The sequence below is a fragment of the Streptomyces sp. NPDC021212 genome (assembly GCF_044332925.1).
Lineage (GTDB): Bacteria > Actinomycetota > Actinomycetes > Streptomycetales > Streptomycetaceae > Streptomyces.
In genome coordinates, this window is sequence record NZ_JBIRPZ010000031.1 from 6037 (window position 1) to 27065 (window position 21029).

Consider the following 21029-nt stretch of genomic DNA (forward strand, 5'->3'; position numbering starts at 1 on the left):
GTGCCCAAAGCAGAGACCAATGAAGACAAGCTCTTCTCCTATCTGAAGAAGGCCACCGCCGAACTCCAGCAGAGCCGCCGCCGGGTGGCAGAACTGGAGGCCGCGGAGCCGGAGCCCATCGCGATCGTGGGCATGGCCTGCCGGTACCCGGGGGGAGTGCGGTCCCCCGAGGATCTGTGGCGGCTGGTCGCGGAGGGGCAGGAAACGATCTCGGGCTTCCCGACGGACCGCGGCTGGAATCTCGAAGACCTGTACGACCCGGACCCGGACCGGCCCGGCAAGTCCTACGTCCGGAACGGCAACTTCCTTGACGGTGTCGCGGAGTTCGACGCGACGTTCTTCGGGATTTCGCCGCGTGAGGCACTGGCCATGGACCCACAGCAGCGGCTGCTGCTCGAGACGACTTGGGAGGTCTTCGAGCGCGCCGGGATCGATCCGGTGTCGCTCCGTGGCAGTCGGACCGGGGTGTTCGCCGGCATCAGCCACCAGGACTACGCCGCCGGACAGCAGTTGTCGGCAGAGGTCTCCGAGGGGCATCTGATGACCGGCACCGCGGTCAGCGTGGTGTCCGGGCGTGTCGCCTACGCCTTCGGCCTGGAAGGGCCAGCCATGACGGTGGACACGGCCTGCTCCTCGTCGCTGGTGGCGCTGCACCTGGCCGCGCAGGCCCTGCGCAACGGTGAGTGCACGCTGGCGGTGGCCGGCGGCGTCACCGTCATGGCCACGCCGGAAGCCTTCACCAGGTTCAGCCGGGAGCGGGGCCTGGCACCGGACGGACGCTGCAAGTCCTTCAGCTCGAACGCCGACGGCGCCGGCTTCAGCGAGGGTGTCGGTGTGCTGCTGGTGGAGCGTCTGTCGGACGCGCACCGCAAGGGTCACCGGGTGCTGGCTGTCGTGCGCGGCAGTGCCGTCAACCAGGACGGGGCCAGCAATGGTCTGACGGCGCCCAATGGTCCTTCGCAGCAGCGGGTGATCCAGCAGGCGCTGGCCCATGCCCGGCTGACGGGAACGGATGTCGATGCCGTGGAGGCGCATGGCACGGGAACCCGGCTGGGTGACCCGATTGAGGCGCAGGCGCTGATCGCGACCTATGGGCAGGCCCGGCCGACGGACCGGCCGTTATGGCTGGGCGCGCTGAAGTCCAACATCGGCCACACCCAGGCCGCCGCGGGTGTGGCCGGGGTCATCAAGATGGTCCAGGCCATGAGTCACGGGACTCTGCCCCGCACCCTCCACGTCGACCAGCCCTCCCCTCAGGTCGACTGGGAGGCGGGCACGGTGGAGCTGCTGACCGAGGCCACACCCTGGCCCGAGGTCGACCGGCCCCGCCGGGCCGGTATCTCCTCCTTCGGAATCAGCGGCACCAACGCCCACGTCATCATCGAACAGTGGTCTCCGCCACGGACGGCGTCCCACTCCGGCGGATCCCGTGCTGAAGAGCCCGGCGCACCGGATGGCGCTGCCGTCCCAGGCCCAACGGCGCCGGCCACCGGACAGCGGCCGGTTCCCTGGCTGCTGTCCGGGCACAACGCTGCCGCGCTGCGGGCGCAGGCGGACCGTCTGAGGTCGTACGCCGCCGACAACACCGGAATCCGTCCGGCCGAGATCGGCTTCTCGCTTGCCACCACCCGGGCGGCGCTGGAACATCGTGCCGTCGTGGTGGCAGCCGACCACGCGGGCTTCATAGCCGGTCTCGACGCGCTTACCGAGGACCGGACAGCTCCCGGAGTGGTGAGCGGAACCGTCGTGGCCGGTGCACGGACCGCGTTCCTTTTCTCCGGTCAGGGTTCCCAGCGGCCCGACATGGGCCGCGAACTCCACCAGGCGTTCCCGGTCTTCGCCGAGGCTTTCGAAGCGGTCTGCGCCCAGGTCGACCCGCACCTGGAGCACCCGCTTCGCGATGTCGTACTCGCCCCGCACGACAGCGACCTCGGCGCGTTGCTCCATCAGACCGCCTACACACAACCGGCGCTGTTCGCCCTCGAAGTGGCCCTGTTCCGGCTGGTCGAATCCTGGGGTGTCAGACCGGACTTCCTCATCGGTCATTCGGTCGGTGAGATCGCGGCGGCCCATGTGGCGGGGGTGTTCTCGTTGGAGGACGCGGCTCGTCTGGTGGTGGCGCGGGGGCAGTTGATGCAGGCGTTGCCGGCTGGTGGTGCGATGGTGGCGCTCCAGGCGTCCGAGGAGGAGGTTCTGCCCTCGCTGGCTCCCTGGCTGGAGCAGGGTCGGCTGGGTGTGGCGGCAGTCAACGGGCCGGAGTCCACCGTGGTGTCGGGTGATGAGGAAGCGGTGCTGGCGGTTGCCGGGCACTGGCGCGCGCAGGGTCGCAAGGTCCGTCGGCTCACGGTCAGTCATGCTTTCCACTCGCCTCGTATGGAGCCGATGCTGGAGCAGTTCCGTGAGGTTGTGGAGGGTGTTCGTTTCGCGGAGCCGGTCATCCCGGTCGTCTCCAACGTCACCGGTCGTCTTGCCGAGCCCGGGCAGTTGACCACGGCCGAGTACTGGGTCCGTCATGTGCGTCAGGCGGTGCGTTTCCACGACGGCGTCCAGAGCCTTCAGGCCGAGGACGTGACCGTGTTCCTGGAGATCGGCCCCGACGGGCAACTCTCGGCGATGGTCCGCAACTGCCTGGCCGACGCCGAGGGCCACCTCACTGTCGCACCCCTCTTGAGGCGCGAACGTTCCGAAACCCCCAGCGCGCTCGCCGCAATCGCCGAGCTGCACGCGCATGGCGTCCCGATCGACTGGCGCGCGTACTTCACCAGCACCGGTACGGGACAGAGCACGTCCGACACGTTCGCCACGCTGCCCACATACGCCTTCCAGCACCAGTCCTTCTGGCTCAGCCCCACGGCCCATGCCGGCGACGTCCGCGCGGCTGGGCTCACCTCGCCCGACCACCCCCTGCTCAGCGCGGCCACCACCACCGCCGTCGACGGCAGCATCCTGCTCACCGGCAGGCTGTCACAGGGGTCGCCCGCCTGGATCGGCGACCACCGCATCGGCGGTGCGGTCCTGCTGCCGGGCACCGCCTTTGTGGAACTCGCCGTACGCGCCGGGGATCACGCCGGTTGCGGCCGCATCGACGAACTCACCCTGCTCACGCCGCTGACGCTGCCCGAGCAGGGCGCCGTCCGGATCCAGGTCACCGTCGGCGCCCCGGCCGACGACGGCCGCCGCCCGGTGCACATCCACTCCAGCACCTCGGACACGACCGGCGACGAACAGTGGACCCTCAACGCCAGCGGAATGCTCACCGTCGAGACGACCGATCCGCCCGCCGACCTCACCCCCTGGCCGCCGCCGCACGCAACCCCCATACCGATCGACGGACTCTACGAGAGGCTCGCCGAACGCGGCTACGGATACGGACCGGTCTTCCAGGGCCTGCGCGCTGCCTGGACACTCGGCGACGACATCTACGCCGAGGTCGAGATACCCGCCGGCCACCAGACCGACACCGACGACTATGAGCTCCACCCCGCGCTCCTCGACGCCGCGCTGCAGGCGTCCTCCCTCCAGGGTTACGAGGCCGGGGCCGAGCGGCTGTTGCCGTTCGCCTGGACCGGGGTGTCGCTGTACGCGGCCGGTGCCTCGGCGCTGCGCGTCAAGGTGTCCAGTACTGGTCCCGACACCATGGCGCTGCTCGTCGCCGACACCGAGGGCCACCCGGTCGCCACCGTCGACTCACTGACCGTCCGGCCGATGACCACCGACCAGATCGCAGGAAGCACCAGCCACCACGACGCGGTGTTCACCGTGGGGTTGGAGTGGGCCGAACTCCGGGACGGCAACCGGACCATCCACCTGTCCGACTGCGCCGTGCTCGCTCCGAACGACCCGGACCTCACCACCGTTCCGGCCTGGCCCAAATCCTCCACGCAGCGGTACTCCGACCTCGCGGCGCTCTCCGAGACCTGCGAATCGGGCCGGTCGGTCCCCGCCGCCGTACTGGCACCCTTCCTCCCCGGCGATACACCGCCCGTCGACACGGCCGCCGCCACGCACGCGGCGACGCATCGGGCCGCCGCTCTCATCAAGAGCTGGCTGGGCGACGACCGTTTCACCGACTCGCGTCTGGTCTTCGTCACCCGCGGCGCGGTGGCTACCGGTGGCCAGGGCGATCTGCACGACCTGGAACACTCCGCAGTCTGGGGTCTGGTCCGTTCGGCCCAGACCGAGAACCCCGGCAGGTTCGCGCTCCTCGATCTGGAGGACCCGGACGCTGTCGCCGAACTGCCGGAGGCCGTCCTGGCCGATCAGGCACAACTGGTCCTGAGGGACGGGCGGCTGGGGAGCTTCCGGCTCGCCAAAAGTGCTGCGGTACCGGACCCCGACCCAGGTTGGGGTGCTGACGGTACGGTGTTGATCACCGGCGGGACCGGGACGCTGGGTGGGCTTGTCGCCCGTCACCTGGTCGCCGAGCACGGTGTCCGTCATCTGCTGCTCGCCAGCAGGCGGGGGCCGGAGGCGCCCGGTGCGGCGGAGCTGGCGGCCGAACTCACCGCTTTGGGCGCGGACGTCACCGTCGTGGCCTGTGACGCGGCCGACCGGGATGCGCTGGCCGGGCTGCTGGACACCGTTCCGGCCGAGCATCCTCTGACGGGTGTCGTTCACACGGCGGGCGTCCTCGACGACGCCACCGTCACCTCCCTCACCCCCGAGCGCATCGACACGGTGCTCCGTCCCAAGGTCGACGCCGCACTCAACCTCCACGAGCTGACCGCTCCTCTCGGTCTGACCCACTTCGTGCTCTTCTCCTCCGTCGCCGGAACCCTCGGTGGCGCGGGCCAGGGCAACTACGCGGCCGCCAACGCCTTCCTCGACGCACTGGCGCAGCTACGGAAGAGGCAGGGGCTGCCAGGCGTGTCGCTGGCCTGGGGCGCCTGGGACCAGACCGGCGGAATGACCGAGACGCTGGATGCGGGCGACATCAAGCGGATGGCACGCGGCGGTGTGCTGCCGCTCAGCCAGGAGCAGGGCCTGAACCTGTTCGATCTCGCGGTGGCGGGGGTCGACCCGTTGGTGGCTCCCATGCGGCTGGACACCTCCGCGCTGCGGGAGTCCGGTGCCGCGGTGCCGGAGATGTTGCGCGGGCTGGTACGCGAGCGGTCACGCCGCCGGGCCGGAGCCTCGCACGAGACATCCGCCGCCACCTCGCTGAAACAGCGGTTGTCGGGGCTGGGCGAGGCGGAGTGCCGGGCGGAGCTGCTGGATCTGGTGCGTGGTCATGCCGCGACGGTGCTGGGTTATGCGGACCCGGACAGCGTCGAGGAGTCCCGGCCTTTCAAGGACAGCGGCTTCGATTCGCTGACGGCGGTGGAGCTGCGTAACGCGCTGCACGGTGCGACGGGGTTGCGGCTGCCGGCCACGCTGGTCTTCGACTACCCGACGCCGGCGGCTCTGACGGATCATCTGTACGGGGAGTTGCTGGGCGTCCGCGACGAGGCCGTGCTCTCTCCGGTCACCGGGGCCGTGGATGACGAGCCGATCGCGATCGTGGGGATGGGCTGCCGTTATCCGGGTGGGGTGGCGTCTCCGGAGGATCTGTGGCGGCTGGTGGCCGAGGGGCGTGACGGGATCTCGGAGTTCCCGGCCGACCGTGGCTGGAATCTGGAGGGCCTGTACCACCCCGACCCCGACCACGCGGGGACCAGCTACACCCGTGCCGGGGGGTTCCTGCACGAGGCGGCGGAGTTCGACGCGGGGTTCTTCGGGATCTCGCCGCGTGAGGCGCTGGCCACCGATCCGCAGCAGCGGCTGCTGCTGGAAACCAGCTGGGAAGCGATCGAACGGGCGGGGATCGATCCTTCCACGTTGAAGGGCAGCTCCACCGGCGTCTTCGTCGGTGTCATGTACAACGACTACGGCACGGCCATGCAGCAGTCGGCTGAGGTTTTCGAGGGCCATGCGGCCAGCGGTAGTGCGGGGAGTGTGGCGTCGGGGCGGGTGTCGTACACGTTCGGTCTGGAGGGGCCGGCGGTCACGGTGGACACGGCGTGTTCGTCGTCGCTGGTTGCTCTGCACCTGGCTGTCCAGGCATTGCGCAGTGGTGAGTGCTCGATGGCGTTGGCGGGTGGTGTGGCGGTGATGTCGACCCCGGCCACGTTCATCGAGTTCAGCCGGCAGCGTGGACTGGCCGCTGATGGACGGTGCAAGGCGTTCGCGGAGGGCGCGGACGGTACCGGTTGGAGTGAGGGTGCCGGTGTACTGCTGGTGGAGCGTCTGTCGGACGCCCGCCGCAACGGGCACCCGGTACTGGCCGTCGTGCGCGGCAGCGCGGTCAACCAGGACGGCGCGAGCAACGGCCTCACCGCGCCCAATGGTCCCTCACAGCAACGCGTCATCCGTCAGGCACTCGCCAACGCCGGGCTGACCGGCAGCGACATCGAGGCCGTCGAGGCTCATGGCACCGGGACCCGGCTGGGTGACCCGATCGAGGCCCAGGCGCTGATCGCCACCTATGGGCAGGACCGTCCGGCGGACCGGCCTTTGTGGCTGGGCTCACTGAAGTCGAACATCGGCCACACCCAGGCCGCCGCGGGTGTGGCCGGGATCATCAAGATGGTCCAGGCCATGAGTCACGGGACTCTGCCCCGCACGCTCCATATCGACCAGCCGTCGCGGCAGGTCGACTGGGACGCAGGCGCGGTGGAGCTGCTGACCGAGGCGGTGCCCTGGCCCGAGACCGACCGGCCACGACGCGCTGCTGTCTCCTCGTTCGGGGTCAGCGGGACCAACGCACACGTCATCATCGAACACGCCCCCCAACCCGCACAGTCCCCGCAGCTGGCACAGGCCCCGCAGGTGTCGGAGTCGGCGCAGGTGGCGGAGGCCGGCCGGCCAGTGCCGTGGCTGCTGTCGGGTAAATCGGTGGCGGCGGTGCGGGATCAGGCGGCGCGCCTGTTGTCACATGTGGAGGACAGGTCCGGGCTTCGTCCTGTGGATGTCGGCTGGTCCCTGGTCACGACCCGTTCGGTGTTCCCCCACCGCGCTGTCGTCGTTGCCGACGGTCACGGTGACCGCCAGGTCCTCGCCGCGCTCGCCGCGGGTTCCCCGGACGCCGCGGTGGTCGAGGGGCTTGCCGACCTCGACGGCAAGACGGTGTTCGTCTTTCCTGGTCAGGGGTCGCAGTGGGCGGGTATGGCGGTGGAGCTCCTGGAGAGTTCGGAGGTCTTCGCCGGACACATGGCTGCCTGTGCGCAGGCTCTGGAGCCGTTCGTGGACTGGTCGCTGGACGACGTCCTGCGCCAAGCGGAAGGGGCCGCGTCACTGGACCGCGTGGACGTCGTCCAGCCGGTCCTGTGGGCGGTCATGGTCTCCCTCGCCGAACTGTGGCGGGGCCACGGCGTGGAACCGGACGCGGTGGTGGGGCACTCCCAGGGAGAGATCGCCGCGGCGTGCGCGGCGGGAGCCCTGAGCCTGGACGACGCGGCACGGATCGTTGCACTGCGCAGCCGGGCCATCGCGGAAGTCCTCGCAGGACACGGTGGAATGCTGTCGGTGGCCGCTCCGGTCACCGAGGTCGCGGCTTTGATCGGTCCCTGGGAGGGGCGGATCTCGATCGCCACGGTCAACGGCCCGCAGTCCGTGGTCGTCGCCGGAGATCCCGACGCACTGGACGAACTGCGTGCCGAGCTGCAGACCCGTGATATCCGCAACCGCCGGATCCCGGTCGACTACGCCTCTCACACGCACCACGTCGAAGCAATCCATGAACGGCTCCTGGCCGACCTCGCCGTGATCCGCCCGCGTGCCGCACGCGTCCCCGTGCTATCCACGGTCACCGGCACCTGGCTGGACACCACCACGATGGACGCCGAGTACTGGTACCAGAACCTGCGCCAGACCGTCGAGTTCGAAGCAGCCACCCGCACCCTCCTGGACGAAGGGCATCGCTTCTTTGTCGAGGTCAGTCCCCACCCTGTGCTGACCACCGCGATCCAGGAGACCCTCGACGCCACGGACACTCCCGCTGTCGCGACCGGAACCCTGCGACGCGATCACGGACACCTCGGGCATTTGCAACTCGCCCTCGCAGAACTCGTCACCCGTGGCCTGACCCCGCACTGGCCCGTCCTCTACCCCGAGGCCCGCCACACGGACCTGCCCACCTATCCCTTCCAGCACGAGCGCTACTGGCCGCGGATCAGTGCGGTCAAGGTCGGCGACGTCCGTGCCGTCGGGCTCAGCGGCGCCGACCACCCGCTGCTGAGCGTGACCGTGCCACTGGCGGACGTGGGGGGTCTCGTCCTGGCCGGGAGGCTCTCCCGCGAAACACACCCATGGCTCACCGACCACGCCGTGCGCGGGGAGGTTCTGCTGCCGGGTACAGCGTTCGTGGAGCTTGCCGTACACGCCGGTGACCAGGTCGGCTGCGCCAAGGTGGCGGAACTGACCATCGAATCTCCCCTGTTCATCCCGGAGCGCGGCGGCATACAGATCCAGGCTGCCGTCTCCGCCCCGGACGGCAGCGGTCTGCGGCAGCTGACCGTCGACTCCCGGCACGAGGACGCACCGGACGATGTGCCCTGGACGCGGAACGCCACCGGTGTGCTCGCTCCGCAGGACACCTCGGCGGAGTTCGACTTCGGTGTCTGGCCGCCAACCGCCGCCCGGCGGTTGGAGCACGACGGACTGTACGAACGGCTCGCCGGTTCCGGTCTGGAATACGGCCGGGTGTTCCAGGGGGTGCGGGCGGTCTGGCAGCAGGGCGAGGAGCTCTTCGCCGAGATCCGGCTGCCCGACACCGAGCACGAGGACGCCGATCGGTTCGCAGTGCACCCGGCGCTGCTGGATGCCACGCTGCACCTGCTCGCGCTGGACGCTGCGGAGACCGAGGAACTGTCGGAGACTTGGTTGCCGTTCGCGTGGACCGGGGTGTCGCTGTACGCGTCGGGAGCCACGATGCTCCGGGTGCGGCTGACCCGGGCCGGGGTCGGCTCCGGCGGCGTGCGTATCGAGGCGGCCGACGAGACCGGTGCGCCCGTGGTCACCGTCGACTCGATGGTGGCGCGCCCGGTGGCGGCCGACCAGTCGGCGGGTGCCTTCGGCCGACGCCAGGACTCCCTCTACCGGATCAACTGGACCGCGCTTCCCGTGCCGGTCCACGGGAGGTTGAGCAGTGCCGCGGTGCTCGGCCCGGACACGCTGGGAATCGGCGCTGCTCTCCGGGCCAGGTCCTTCGCTGATCTCGCGGCGGTGGCCGAGGCCGGCGACATCCCGGAGCTGGTCTTCTTGACGTGCCCGCCCGTCGCGTCGGCGTCCGCCGATGATGTGCGGGCCTCGACCGGTCGCGCGCTGGAACTGCTGCAGTCGTGGTTGTCGGACGACCGTTTCGACGGGTCGCGCCTGGTGGTGGTGACGCGTGGTGCGGTGGCGGTTTCGGCCGGGGAGGAGGTGACCGACCTGGTGGGTGCGTCGGTCCGGGGGCTGGTTCTTTCGGCGCTGGCCGAGCACCCTGGCAGGTTCTCGCTGATCGACGTCGATGACTGGGACGAGTCCCGGGCTGTTCTCGGCGCGGCGACCGCGGTTTTCGATGAGCCGCAACTGGCGCTGCGGGGTGGCCGGGTGAAGGTGCCCCGTCTTGGCTCCGTCGCGGTTCCCACCGCCGATGCGCCGGAGATACCCGATACCTGGGATGCCGACGGTACGGTGTTGATCACCGGCGGGACCGGAACGCTGGGTGGGCTTGTCGCCCGTCACCTGGTCGCCGAGCACGGTGTCCGTCATCTGCTGCTCACCAGCAGGCGGGGGCCGGAGGCGCCCGGTGCGGCGGAGCTGGCGGCCGAACTCACCGCTTTGGGCGCGGACGTCACCGTCGTGGCCTGTGACGCGGCCGACCGGGATGCCCTGGCCGCGCTGCTGGACACCATCCCGGCCGAGCACCCTCTGGCAGGTGTCGTCCACACCGCCGGCGTCCTCGACGACGCCGCCCTCACCTCCCTCACCCCCGAGCGCATCGACACGGTCCTCCGTCCCAAGGTCGACGCCGCACTCAACCTCCACGAGCTCACCCGGGACACCCCACTCTCCGCGTTCGTACTGTTCTCATCCGCCACGGCCACCTTCGGTACCGCCGGGCAGGGCAACTACGCGGCCGCCAACGCCTTCCTCGACGCACTGGCCCAATACCGGCGGGCCAACGGCCTGAGCGGCCAGTCCCTGGCGTGGGGACTGTGGGCGGAGGCCAGTGGGATGACCGGGCACCTGGACACGGCCGACCTCGCCCGCTACCAGGCCTCGGGCGCCGCACCGATCTCCTCCGAGGACGGGCTCAAGCTGTTCGACGCGGCTGTTACCGCCGACGAAGTGCTCCTGGTACCAATCAATCTGGACGTGAAGGTGTGGGAGAACCGGGCCCGTACCTCAGGCGAACCGCTGCACGCCCTGCTGCGGTCCCTGGTACGCGGGCCGGTCCGGCGGGCCGTCAGGTCGACGTCCACGGCCGAGGGCCCGGCCCTGGCCCAACAGCTCGCGCGGCTGCCCGAGGACGAGTGGCACGAGTTGCTGCTCGGGCTGGTCAGCACTCATGTCGCCTCGGTACTCGGGTACTCGGGTGCCCACGAGGTCGACGCCCATCGTGCGTTCCGGGACCTCGGCTTTGATTCGCTGTTGGCCGTCGCGCTGCGGAACGAACTCGCGACCGCGACCGGGCTGAAGCTGCCGGCCACGCTGGTCTTCGACTACCCGACGCCGACCGTGCTCGCCGAGTATCTGCGGTCGGAGGCCGTCGGGGCCAAGGGAGCGGTCGCCGTCCGAAATCAGCCGGTCACCGGGGTGGTGCAGGACGAGCCGATCGCGATCGTGGGGATGGCCTGCCGTTATCCGGGTGGGGTGGCGTCTCCGGAGGATCTGTGGCGGCTGGTGGCCGAGGGGCGTGACGGGATCTCGGAGTTCCCGGCCGACCGTGGCTGGAACCTGGAGAGCCTGTACCACCCCGACCCCGACCACCCCGGCACGTTCTACGCACGGGAAGGCGGCTTCCTCTACGACGCGGCGGACTTCGACGCGGGGTTCTTCGGGATCTCGCCGCGTGAGGCGCTGGCCACCGATCCGCAGCAGCGGCTGCTGCTGGAAACCAGCTGGGAAGCGATCGAACGGGCGGGGATCGATCCTTCCACGTTGAAGGGCAGCTCCACCGGCGTCTTCGTCGGTGTCATGTACAACGACTACGGCACGCGTCCCCTTGCGCAGCCCGAAGGCATTGAGGGCTATCTCGGTGGCGGTAGTGCGGGGAGTGTGGCGTCGGGGCGGGTGTCGTACACGTTCGGTCTGGAGGGGCCGGCGGTCACGGTGGACACGGCGTGTTCGTCGTCGCTGGTTGCTCTGCACCTGGCGGTTCAGGCGTTGCGCAGTGGTGAGTGTTCGATGGCGTTGGCGGGTGGTGTGGCGGTGATGTCGACCCCGGCCACGTTCATCGAGTTCAGCCGGCAGCGTGGACTGGCCGCTGATGGGCGGTGCAAGGCGTTCGCGGAGGGCGCGGATGGTACGGGCTGGGGTGAGGGTGCGGGTGTACTGCTGGTGGAGCGTCTGTCGGACGCCCGCCGCAACGGGCACCCGGTGCTGGCCGTCGTGCGCGGCAGCGCGGTCAACCAGGACGGCGCGAGCAACGGCCTCACCGCGCCCAATGGTCCCTCACAGCAACGCGTCATCCGTCAGGCACTCGCCAACGCCGGGCTGACCGGCAGCGACATCGAGGCCGTCGAGGCTCATGGCACGGGGACCCGGCTGGGTGACCCGATCGAGGCCCAGGCGCTGATCGCCACCTATGGGCAGGACCGTCCGGCGGACCGGCCTTTGTGGCTGGGGTCGTTGAAGTCGAACATCGGCCACACCCAGGCCGCCGCGGGTGTGGCCGGGGTCATCAAGATGGTCCAGGCCATGAGTCACGGGACTCTGCCCCGCACGCTCCATATCGACCAGCCGTCGCGGCAGGTCGACTGGGACGCAGGCGCGGTGGAGCTGCTGACCGAGGCGGTGCCCTGGCCCGAGACCGACCGGCCACGACGCGCTGCTGTCTCCTCGTTCGGCGTGAGCGGGACCAACGCGCATGTTGTCATCGAACACGCTCCGCAGCCCGCTCCCGCCCTGCAGCCCGCACAGACCGGGCCGTCCGAGCAACTGGCGCAGTCCCCGCAGATATCGGAGTCCGCGCAGACCGGGCAGTTGGCGCAGGTCTCGGAGTCGGCGCAGGTGGCGGAGGCCGGCCGGCCGGTGCCGTGGCTGCTGTCGGCGAAGACGGGGCCGGCTCTGGCCGCGCAGGCCCGGCGTCTTGCGGTTCATCTGCGGGCCGATGTGGATCTGCGTCCGGTTGATGTGGCGCATTCCCTGCTCACGACCCGGACCGTTCACGCCGAACGCGGTGTTTTCGTCACCGGTGAGCGGGACGAGGCGCTTGCCGCTCTGGACGCGCTGGCCGAGGACCTTCCCGCTCCTCACCTTGCACGGGGCATCGCGCAGACCCCCGGCAAGACGGTGTTCGTCTTTCCTGGTCAGGGGTCGCAGTGGGCGGGTATGGCGGTGGAGCTCCTGGAGAGTTCGGAGGTCTTCGCCGGACACATGGCTGCCTGTGCGCAGGCTCTGGAGCCGTTCGTGGACTGGTCGCTGGACGACGTCCTGCGCCAAGCGGAAGGCGCCGCGTCACTGGACCGCGTGGACGTCGTCCAGCCGGTCCTGTGGGCGGTCATGGTCTCCCTCGCCGAACTGTGGCGGGCCCACGGTGTGGAACCGGACGCGGTGCTGGGTCATTCGCAGGGTGAGATCGCCGCGGCGTGCGCGGCGGGAGCCCTGAGCCTGGACGACGCGGCACGGATCGTTGCACTGCGCAGCCGGGCCATCGCGGAAGTCCTTGCCGGGCGGGGCGGGATGGTCTCGGTGGGAGCCTCCCGTGAGGAGACCGTGACGTTGATCGGTCCCTGGGAGGGGCGGATCTCGATCGCCACGGTCAATGGCCCGCAGTCCGTGGTCGTCGCCGGAGATCCCGACGCACTCGATGAACTGGTCGCGGCATGCGAGGCGGACGGGACCAGGGCCCGTCGTGTTCCGGTCGACTATGCCTCGCACACACATCACGTCGAAGCGATCCATGAACGGCTCCTGGCCGACCTCGCCGTGATCCGCCCGCGTGCCGCACGCGTTCCCGTGCTGTCCACGGTCACCGGCACCTGGCTGGACACCACCACGATGGATGGCGAGTACTGGTACCAGAACCTGCGCCAGACCGTGGAGTTCGAAGCAGCCACCCGCACCCTCCTGGACGAAGGGCATCACAGCTTCGTCGAGGTCAGCCCACACCCGGTCCTGACCATCGGTCTGCAGCAGACCATCGAGGAGAGCATGGCCCCGGCCATGACCCTGGCCACCCTCCGGCGCGAGGAGGGCAGCCTCCGGCACTTCCTCACCTCGCTGGCCCGGGCCCACGCCCAAGGACTCGCCGTCGACTGGGCCCCGGCCTTCGCCGGCACCGACCCCCGGACCATCTCCCTGCCCACCTACCCCTTCCAGCACGAACGCTACTGGCTGGACGCGGCGGAGCCGCCTGCTGGGCGGGGAGCCGACACCGACGCTGTCGAAAGCGGCTTCTGGGACGCCGTCGACGGCGAGGACTGGCAGACGTTGGCCGATACGCTCGGCGTCACCGCCGAGACGCCCTTCGACTCCGTGATGTCCGCGCTGTCGTCCTGGCGGCTCCGGCAGCGTGAGGAGTCCTCGGTGGACGGCTGGCGTTACCGGATCGAGTGGAAGCCGTTCCGCGCCCCCGCGTCGGTACCGGATTCCGTCTCGGGCACCTGGTGGGTGGTCGTTCCCGCCGATGCCGGGGAGGCAGACAGGCAGAGGGCACACGCCGTGCGGGGCGCGCTGGAGGCCTCCGGCCGTGCGCGGACGGTCCTGGTCGAGGTGGACCCGGCCGCTGACGACCGCGCGGCGCTCGAACCGAAACTCCGGGCCGCCGCGGCGGAGGCGGGCCCGCCGACCGGAGTGCTGTCCCTGCTGGCTACCGATGAACGTCCTCTCCCCGGGCAGGATGTGGTGCCCGGCGGGCTGGCCGCGACCCTGGCCCTCGTCCAGGCACTGGGCGACGAGCAGGTCGATGCCCCTCTGTGGCTGGGCACGAGCGGGGCGGTCTCCGTCGGCCGGTCCGACCGGCTGGCGAATCCCGAGCAGGCCTCGGTCTGGGGGCTTGGACGCGTGGTCGCCCTGGAACACCCGGAACGCTGGGGTGGTCTGGTCGATCTGCCCGTAACCCTCGACCCGCGCGCTCTGGACAGGCTGGTGACAGTACTTGCCGCTGCGGGCGAGGAGGACCAACTCGCCGTACGCGCGTCGGGAATCCTCGTGCGCAGGCTCGTACGAGTACCCGCGAGCCGGGTACCGGACGATGCGCGGTGGAAGCCCGAGGGAACGGTCCTGGTGACCGGCGGTACCGGAGCGCTGGGCGCGGAGGTCGCCCGGTGGCTGGCCCGTGGCGGCGCCGAGCATCTGGTGCTGACCAGCCGTCGCGGCGGCTCGGCGCCCGGTGCGGCCGAGCTGGCGGACGAACTGCTCAGCCTCGGGACGGAAGTGACACTGGCCGCCTGTGACATGGCGGACCGGGACGCGGTCGCCGCGCTCCTCGCCGAGCACACACCCACCTCGGTGGTCCACACCGCCGGAGTCCTCGACGACGGGGTGCTGGACGGCCTGGACCCCGCGCGGCTGGAGTCGGTTCTGCTGCCGAAGGTGGCCGCCGCGCGGCACCTGCACGAGTTGACGAAGGACGCGCCCCTGTCGGCATTCGTGTTGTTCTCGTCCGCCGCCGGCGTGCTCGGTAGCGCAGGACAGGGCAACTACGCGGCCGCCAACGCCTACCTGGACGCCCTGGCCGAACAGCGCAGGGCCGACGGCCTGGTGGCCCATTCGATCGCCTGGGGAGCGTGGGACGGCGGTGGGCTGGCTGTGGGCGACACCGTGGTCGAGGAACGGCTGCGCCACGGAGGAGTGGTCCCCATGCGCCCGCAGCTGGCGATCACGGCGCTGCAACAGACGCTGGACAGGGCGGAGACCGCAGTGGTCGTCGCCGACGTCGACTGGCAGCGCTACATCACCGCAGTCACCCCGCGACCATGGCTCGCGGACCTGCCGGAGATCGCCCGGGCCCGTGACGCCGACGACGCGGCCGGTGCCCCCGGCGGCACGGCGGGGCAGGGCTCGTCCCGGCTGGCAGAGCGCCTCGCTGGACGCCCGGCGCCCGAGCAGCGGCGACTCGTGCTCGACCTGGTCCGTACGCACGTGGCTGCGGTACTCGGTCACGCCGGTGCGGAGTCGATCGAGCCCGGCCGGGCCCTGCGCGAGCTGGGCTTCGACTCACTGACCGCCGTCGAGTTGCGTAACCGGTTGGCCGCGGCCACCGGGCTGCGGCTGCCCACCACCCTGGTGTTCGACTATCCGAGCGCTGCCGTGCTCGCCGATCACCTGTGCGCTCAGGCGACCGGTTCGGACGAGGGGCCGACGCGGGATCCGTCCCCCGGCGCCGATCCGGCAGGCGGACCTCGTGGTACGGCCGGACTTGACGACGAACCCATCGCCATCGTGTCGATGAGCTGCCGGTTCCCCGGCGGTGTCTCCTCCCCGGAGGAGTTGTGGCAGCTGCTGCTCGCCGGTGAGGACACGATCACCGAGTTCCCCGACGACCGGGACTGGGACGTCGACGCCCTGTACGACCCGGACCCGGATCACCCAGGGACCACGTACTCCCGCAGCGGCGCGTTCATGTCCGACGTAGCCGGTTTTGACGCGGCGCTGTTCGGGATCTCGCCGCGTGAGGCGCTGGCCATGGACCCGCAGCAGCGGCTGCTGCTGGAGACGGCATGGGAGGTCTTCGAGCGGGCGGGCATCGATCCCACGTCGCTACGTGGCAGCCGGGCCGGAGTTTTCGTCGGGACCAACGGCCAGGACTACACCCGCCACGTGCCCCAGGAACCGATCGGCGTGGAGGGGTATCTGCTGGCCGGTAACGCGGCCAGCGTGATCTCCGGCCGTCTGTCGTACACGTTCGGCCTGGAGGGGCCGGCCGTCACGGTGGACACCGCCTGTTCGTCCTCACTGGTTGCCCTGCACCTCGCCGTCCAGGCGCTGCGCAACGGCGAATGCTCCGTTGCCCTGGCGGGAGGCGTGTCGGTGATGTCCACTCCGGCGGCTTTCATCGAGTTCAGTCGTCAGCGTGGACTGGCCGCTGATGGGCGGTGCAAGGCGTTCGCGGAGGGCGCGGATGGTACGGGCTGGGGTGAGGGTGTCGGTGTGCTGCTGGTGGAGCGTCTGTCGGACGCCCGCCGCAACGGGCACCCGGTGCTGGCCGTCGTGCGCGGCAGCGCGGTCAACCAGGACGGCGCGAGCAACGGCCTCACCGCGCCCAATGGTCCCTCACAGCAACGCGTCATCCGTCAGGCACTCGCCAACGCCGGGCTGACCGGCAGCGACATCGAGGCCGTCGAGGCCCATGGCACCGGGACCCGGCTGGGCGACCCGATCGAGGCCCAGGCGCTGATCGCCACCTACGGCCAGGACCGCCCGGCGGACCGGCCCCTGTTGCTGGGCTCGGTCAAGTCCAACATCGCGCATACGCAGGCAGCCGCAGGCGTCGCGGGCGTCATCAAGATGGTTCAGGCAATCCGCCACGGCGTGCTCCCCCAAACACTTCACGTGGACCGGCCGACCAGTCACGTGGACTGGGACGCAGGCGCGGTGGAGCTGCTGACCGAGGCGGTGCCCTGGCCGGAGACCGACCGGCCCCGCCGGGCCGGTATCTCCTCCTTCGGTGTCAGCGGCACCAATGCGCACACCATCGTGGAACAGGCCCCTGCGGCGGACGACGAGCCGGAAACGGCCGGACCGCCCGCCGATGCGGCGCCCACCGTGATGCCCTGGGTGCTCTCCGCTGCCACCGAGGACGCGCTGCGTGAGCAGGCCGCACGCCTCGCCGCGTACATCGACGAGCGCCCCGGGCCGAGCCCGGCCGATATCGCTTCCTCCCTCGTCACCACGCGTGCGGCCCTTGAACACCGCGCGGTGGTGCTCGGTGAGGACCGCGACGCCCTGCGGGACGGGCTGGTTCTGCTGGCGGGCGGGAAGGCCGGGCCGGCTGTCGTCCGCGGTATCGCCAGGCCCGGACAGAAGGTGGCGTTCCTGTTCTCCGGGCAGGGCAGCCAGCGACTGGGCATGGGCAGGGAGCTCTACCGGCAGCTGCCGGTGTTCCGGGAGTTCTTCGACGAGGTGTGCACCGCGCTCGACGCACACCTGCCGATTCCGATGGCGGCCACGGTGTTCGCGCAGGCGGATGGGGTGGATGCGGGGCTGATCGATGGGACGGGGTTCGCGCAGCCGGCGTTGTTCGCGCTGGAGGTCGCGTTGTACCGGACGTTGGAGGTGTGGGGTGTCCGGCCGGATTACGTTGCCGGTCATTCGGTCGGTGAGATCGCGGCGGCCCATGTGGCGGGGGTGTTCTCGTTGGAGGACGCGGCTCGTCTGGTGGTGGCGCGGGGGCAGTTGATGCAGGCGTTGCCCGCTGGTGGTGCGATGGTGGCGCTCCAGGCGTCCGAGGAGGAGGTTCTGCCCTCGCTGGCTCCCTGGCTGGAGCAGGGTCGGCTGGGTGTGGCGGCAGTCAACGGGCCGGAGTCCACCGTGGTGTCGGGTGATGAGGAAGCGGTGCTGGCGGTTGCCGGGCACTGGCGGGACCAGGGCCGCAAGGTCCGTCGGCTCACGGTCAGTCATGCTTTCCACTCGCCTCGTATGGAGCCGATGCTGGAGCAGTTCCGTGAGGTTGTGATGGGTGTTCGTTTCGCGGAGCCGGTCATCCCGGTCGTCTCCAACGTCACCGGTCGTCTTGCCGAGCCCGGGCAGTTGACCACGGCCGAGTACTGGGTCCGTCATGTGCGTCAGGCGGTGCGTTTCCACGACGGCGTCCAGAGCCTTCACAGCCAGGGGGTCACCACCTACCTGGAGATCGGCCCCGACGCTCCCCTGACCGCCATGGTCCAGGAGAGCCTGACCGCCCCGGTCCACACCGTTGCGACGCTGCGAAGGAACCGGTCCGAGACGACCGGTCTGCTCAGCGCACTGGCGCAGCTCCACGTCACCGGCACGGTTCCCGACTGGACCACCTACCTCGACCGCCGTCCCGCGCCTGCCACACCACTGCCCACCTACCCCTTCCAGCACCAGCACTACTGGATGCACAGCGGTGCCCAGGCCACTGATGTCAGCTCCGCGGGCCTGTCGGGTGCGAACCATCCGCTGCTGGGGGCCGCGGTCCCGCTGGCCGACGGCGAGGGCCATCTGTTCACCGGCCGGCTGTCGGCGCGCAGCCATCGCTGGCTGGCCGACCACCAGGTGGGCGGCAGTGTCGTACTGCCCGGCACGGCCTTTGTGGAACTGGCGGTATGGGCCGGTGACCAGGTCGGCTGCGGCCATGTGGAGGAGCTGACGCTGGAAGCGCCGCTGGTGCTGCCCGACAGGGGTGCGGTTCAGGTGCAGGTCCGGCTGGGCCGGGCGGACGAGTCCGGCCGACGTGAACTCACCATCCACGGGCGGCTCGCCACGGACCACGAGGAGCTGTGGCCCGAGGAGGAATGGACCCGGCACGCCAGCGGGATCCTCTCCAGTACCTCGGCCCCCGAACCCTCCGCACTGACCGTGTGGCCGCCGGAGGGCGCCACCGAGCTCATGGTGGACGACCTCTACGAACGGATCGCCGACAGCAGCTTCGGCTACGGTCCGGCCTTCCAAGGCCTGCGGGCCGCCTGGCGTCAGGGCGACACGGTCTTCGCCGAGGTGGCGCTGGGACAGGACCAGCACGCCGTCGCGAGCCGTTTCGGACTCCACCCGGCGCTGCTCGACGCCGCCCTCCACGGACTCGCACTCGGGCAGTCGGCGGCTGACGCGGCTGAGCCACAGGTCGACCGGATGCCCTTCTCCTGGAGCGGTGTCACGCTGTACGCCTCCGGTGCCACCGCACTACGGGTGCGACTGGACATGGCTTCGCCCGAGGAGGTGTCGCTGCTCGTCGCCGACGGCTCGGGTGTCCCGGTGGCCACGGTGGACGCGCTGAAGCTGCGCCCGGTCGCGGCCGACCTGGCCCGTCCAGGGATCGCCGACTCGCTGTTCCGGCTGAAGTGGTCGAAGACCGTCACGGACGAACCCGGCCGGGTCGAACCGGGGCGATGGGCGTTGATCGGCACACCGCCCGGCGCCGACTTCGCGCCGGAAGAGGACGGCGTCGTCTCCGGCAGCTACCCGGACCTGACCGCGTTGACCGACGCGCTCGACAAGGGAGCCGCCGTCCCGCAGGGGGTGCTGTTGTCCGCCCCGTCGGATGAGGGGCAGGACCAGGCGCACGATCTCGCGAGTGCGGTGGACGGGGCCACGAACGAGCTGCTCACCGTACTCCAGCAGTGGCTGTCCGACGACCGGTTCGACTCCTCCAGGCTGGCCGTGCTGACCCGTCACGCGGTGTCCACGGACGTGGAGGAGAACGTGACGGACCTGGCTCACTCCTCGTGGTGGGGACTCGTACGCTCGGCACAGTCCGAGCATCCCGACCGGTTCGTGCTGGTCGACACCGACGGCACCAAGGACAGTAACGCCGCACTTCTGCCCGCTCTGCTGTCCGGTGAGCCGCAGGTGGCGCTGCGTGACGGGGCCCTGTACGTGCCGCAGCTGGTCAGGGCCGTTGCCGCTGGGGAGAGTCCGGCGGTGTCGCGGGATCCGGCCGGCACGGTGTTGTTGACCGGTGGTACGGGGACGCTGGGGTCCTTGGTGGCCAGGCATCTGGTGGTTGAGCACGGGGTGCGGCGGTTGCTGCTGGTGAGCCGTCGGGGCGCGGAGTCCGAGGGCGCCGCGGCGTTGGTGGCCGAGCTGGCCGAACTCGGGGCGGATGTCACGGTGGCGGCGTGTGATGTGGCGGACCGGGAGGCTGTGGCGGCGTTGCTGGCGGAGATTCCGGCCGGTCAACCGCTGACGGCGGTGGTGCATGCCTCGGGTGTCACTGATGACGCGGTGGTCGAGGCGTTGACCGCTGAGCAGGTCGGACGAGTGCTGCGGTCGAAGGTCGATGGGGCGGTCAATCTGCATGAATTGACGCGCGGGCTGGACCTGTCGGCGTTCGTGTTGTTCTCCTCGGCGGCTGGTGTGTTCGGGAATCCGGGGCAGGGCAACTACGCGGCTGCCAATGCGTTCCTGGACGCGTTGGCGGTGCGGCGCCGGGCGGAGGGCCTGCCCGCGCGGTCGCTGGCCTGGGGCCTGTGGGAGGAGGCCAGCGCGATGACGGGCCGGCTGGCCGGAGCAGATCTGGCCCGGATGGGCCGTGCGGGCCTGCTTCCCCTCACAACCGGGCAGGGGCTCGCCCTCTTCGACGCCGCCCACCGGGTGGACGAGGCTTTGGTGCTGCCGATGAGGCTGGACACCACCGCCCTGCGCTCCACCACCGGGCAGCCGCCCGCGCTGCTGCGCGGCCTGGTCCGGGGCCGGGCTCGCCGGACGGCGGGCGAGGCCCCCGTGCGGGACGCGGCCGCCACCTTCCAGCAGCGGTTCGTCAGCCTGTCCGTCGCGGAGCGTGGGCGGGTGCTGCTGGAGACCGTACGTGCCCACGCGGCCGCCGTGCTGGGGCACTCCGGCCCGGAGGCCGTCGACGTCGACAAGGGCTTCATGGAAGCGGGCTTCGACTCCCTGAGCGCGGTGGAGTTCCGCAACCGGCTGACGTCCACCACCGGGCTGCGGCTGCCGGCCACCGTCACCTTCGACTACCCGAGCCCGGCCGCGCTGACCGAGCACCTTCTGACGCGGTTGGTCCCCGAGGCCGCCGCGCCCGCGCAGGAGCAGTACCCGCACATCCGGTCCGAAGACGGGCCGGTGGACAGGCCCGGAGACGAAGAGCGGGGCGCGATCGACGACATGGACGTCGACAGTCTCGTAGAACTCGCCCTCGGCGAATGATTCCTGACGCCGTATTGATCCGGGAGACAGTATGAGCACGGCCAATGACCAAGTAGTCGCGG

1 protein-coding gene is annotated in these 21029 nt (G+C 70.5%); it reads left to right on the top strand.

Features of this window, described 5'->3' with window-relative positions; genetic code table 11:
- The gene (locus ACH4SI_RS41795) at positions 1-20967 is read left to right on the top strand and encodes a type I polyketide synthase (protein WP_398306232.1); all 20967 of its coding nucleotides are present in this window, start codon (positions 1-3) and stop codon (positions 20965-20967) included.
- Positions 20968-21029 lie beyond the last annotated feature (62 nt).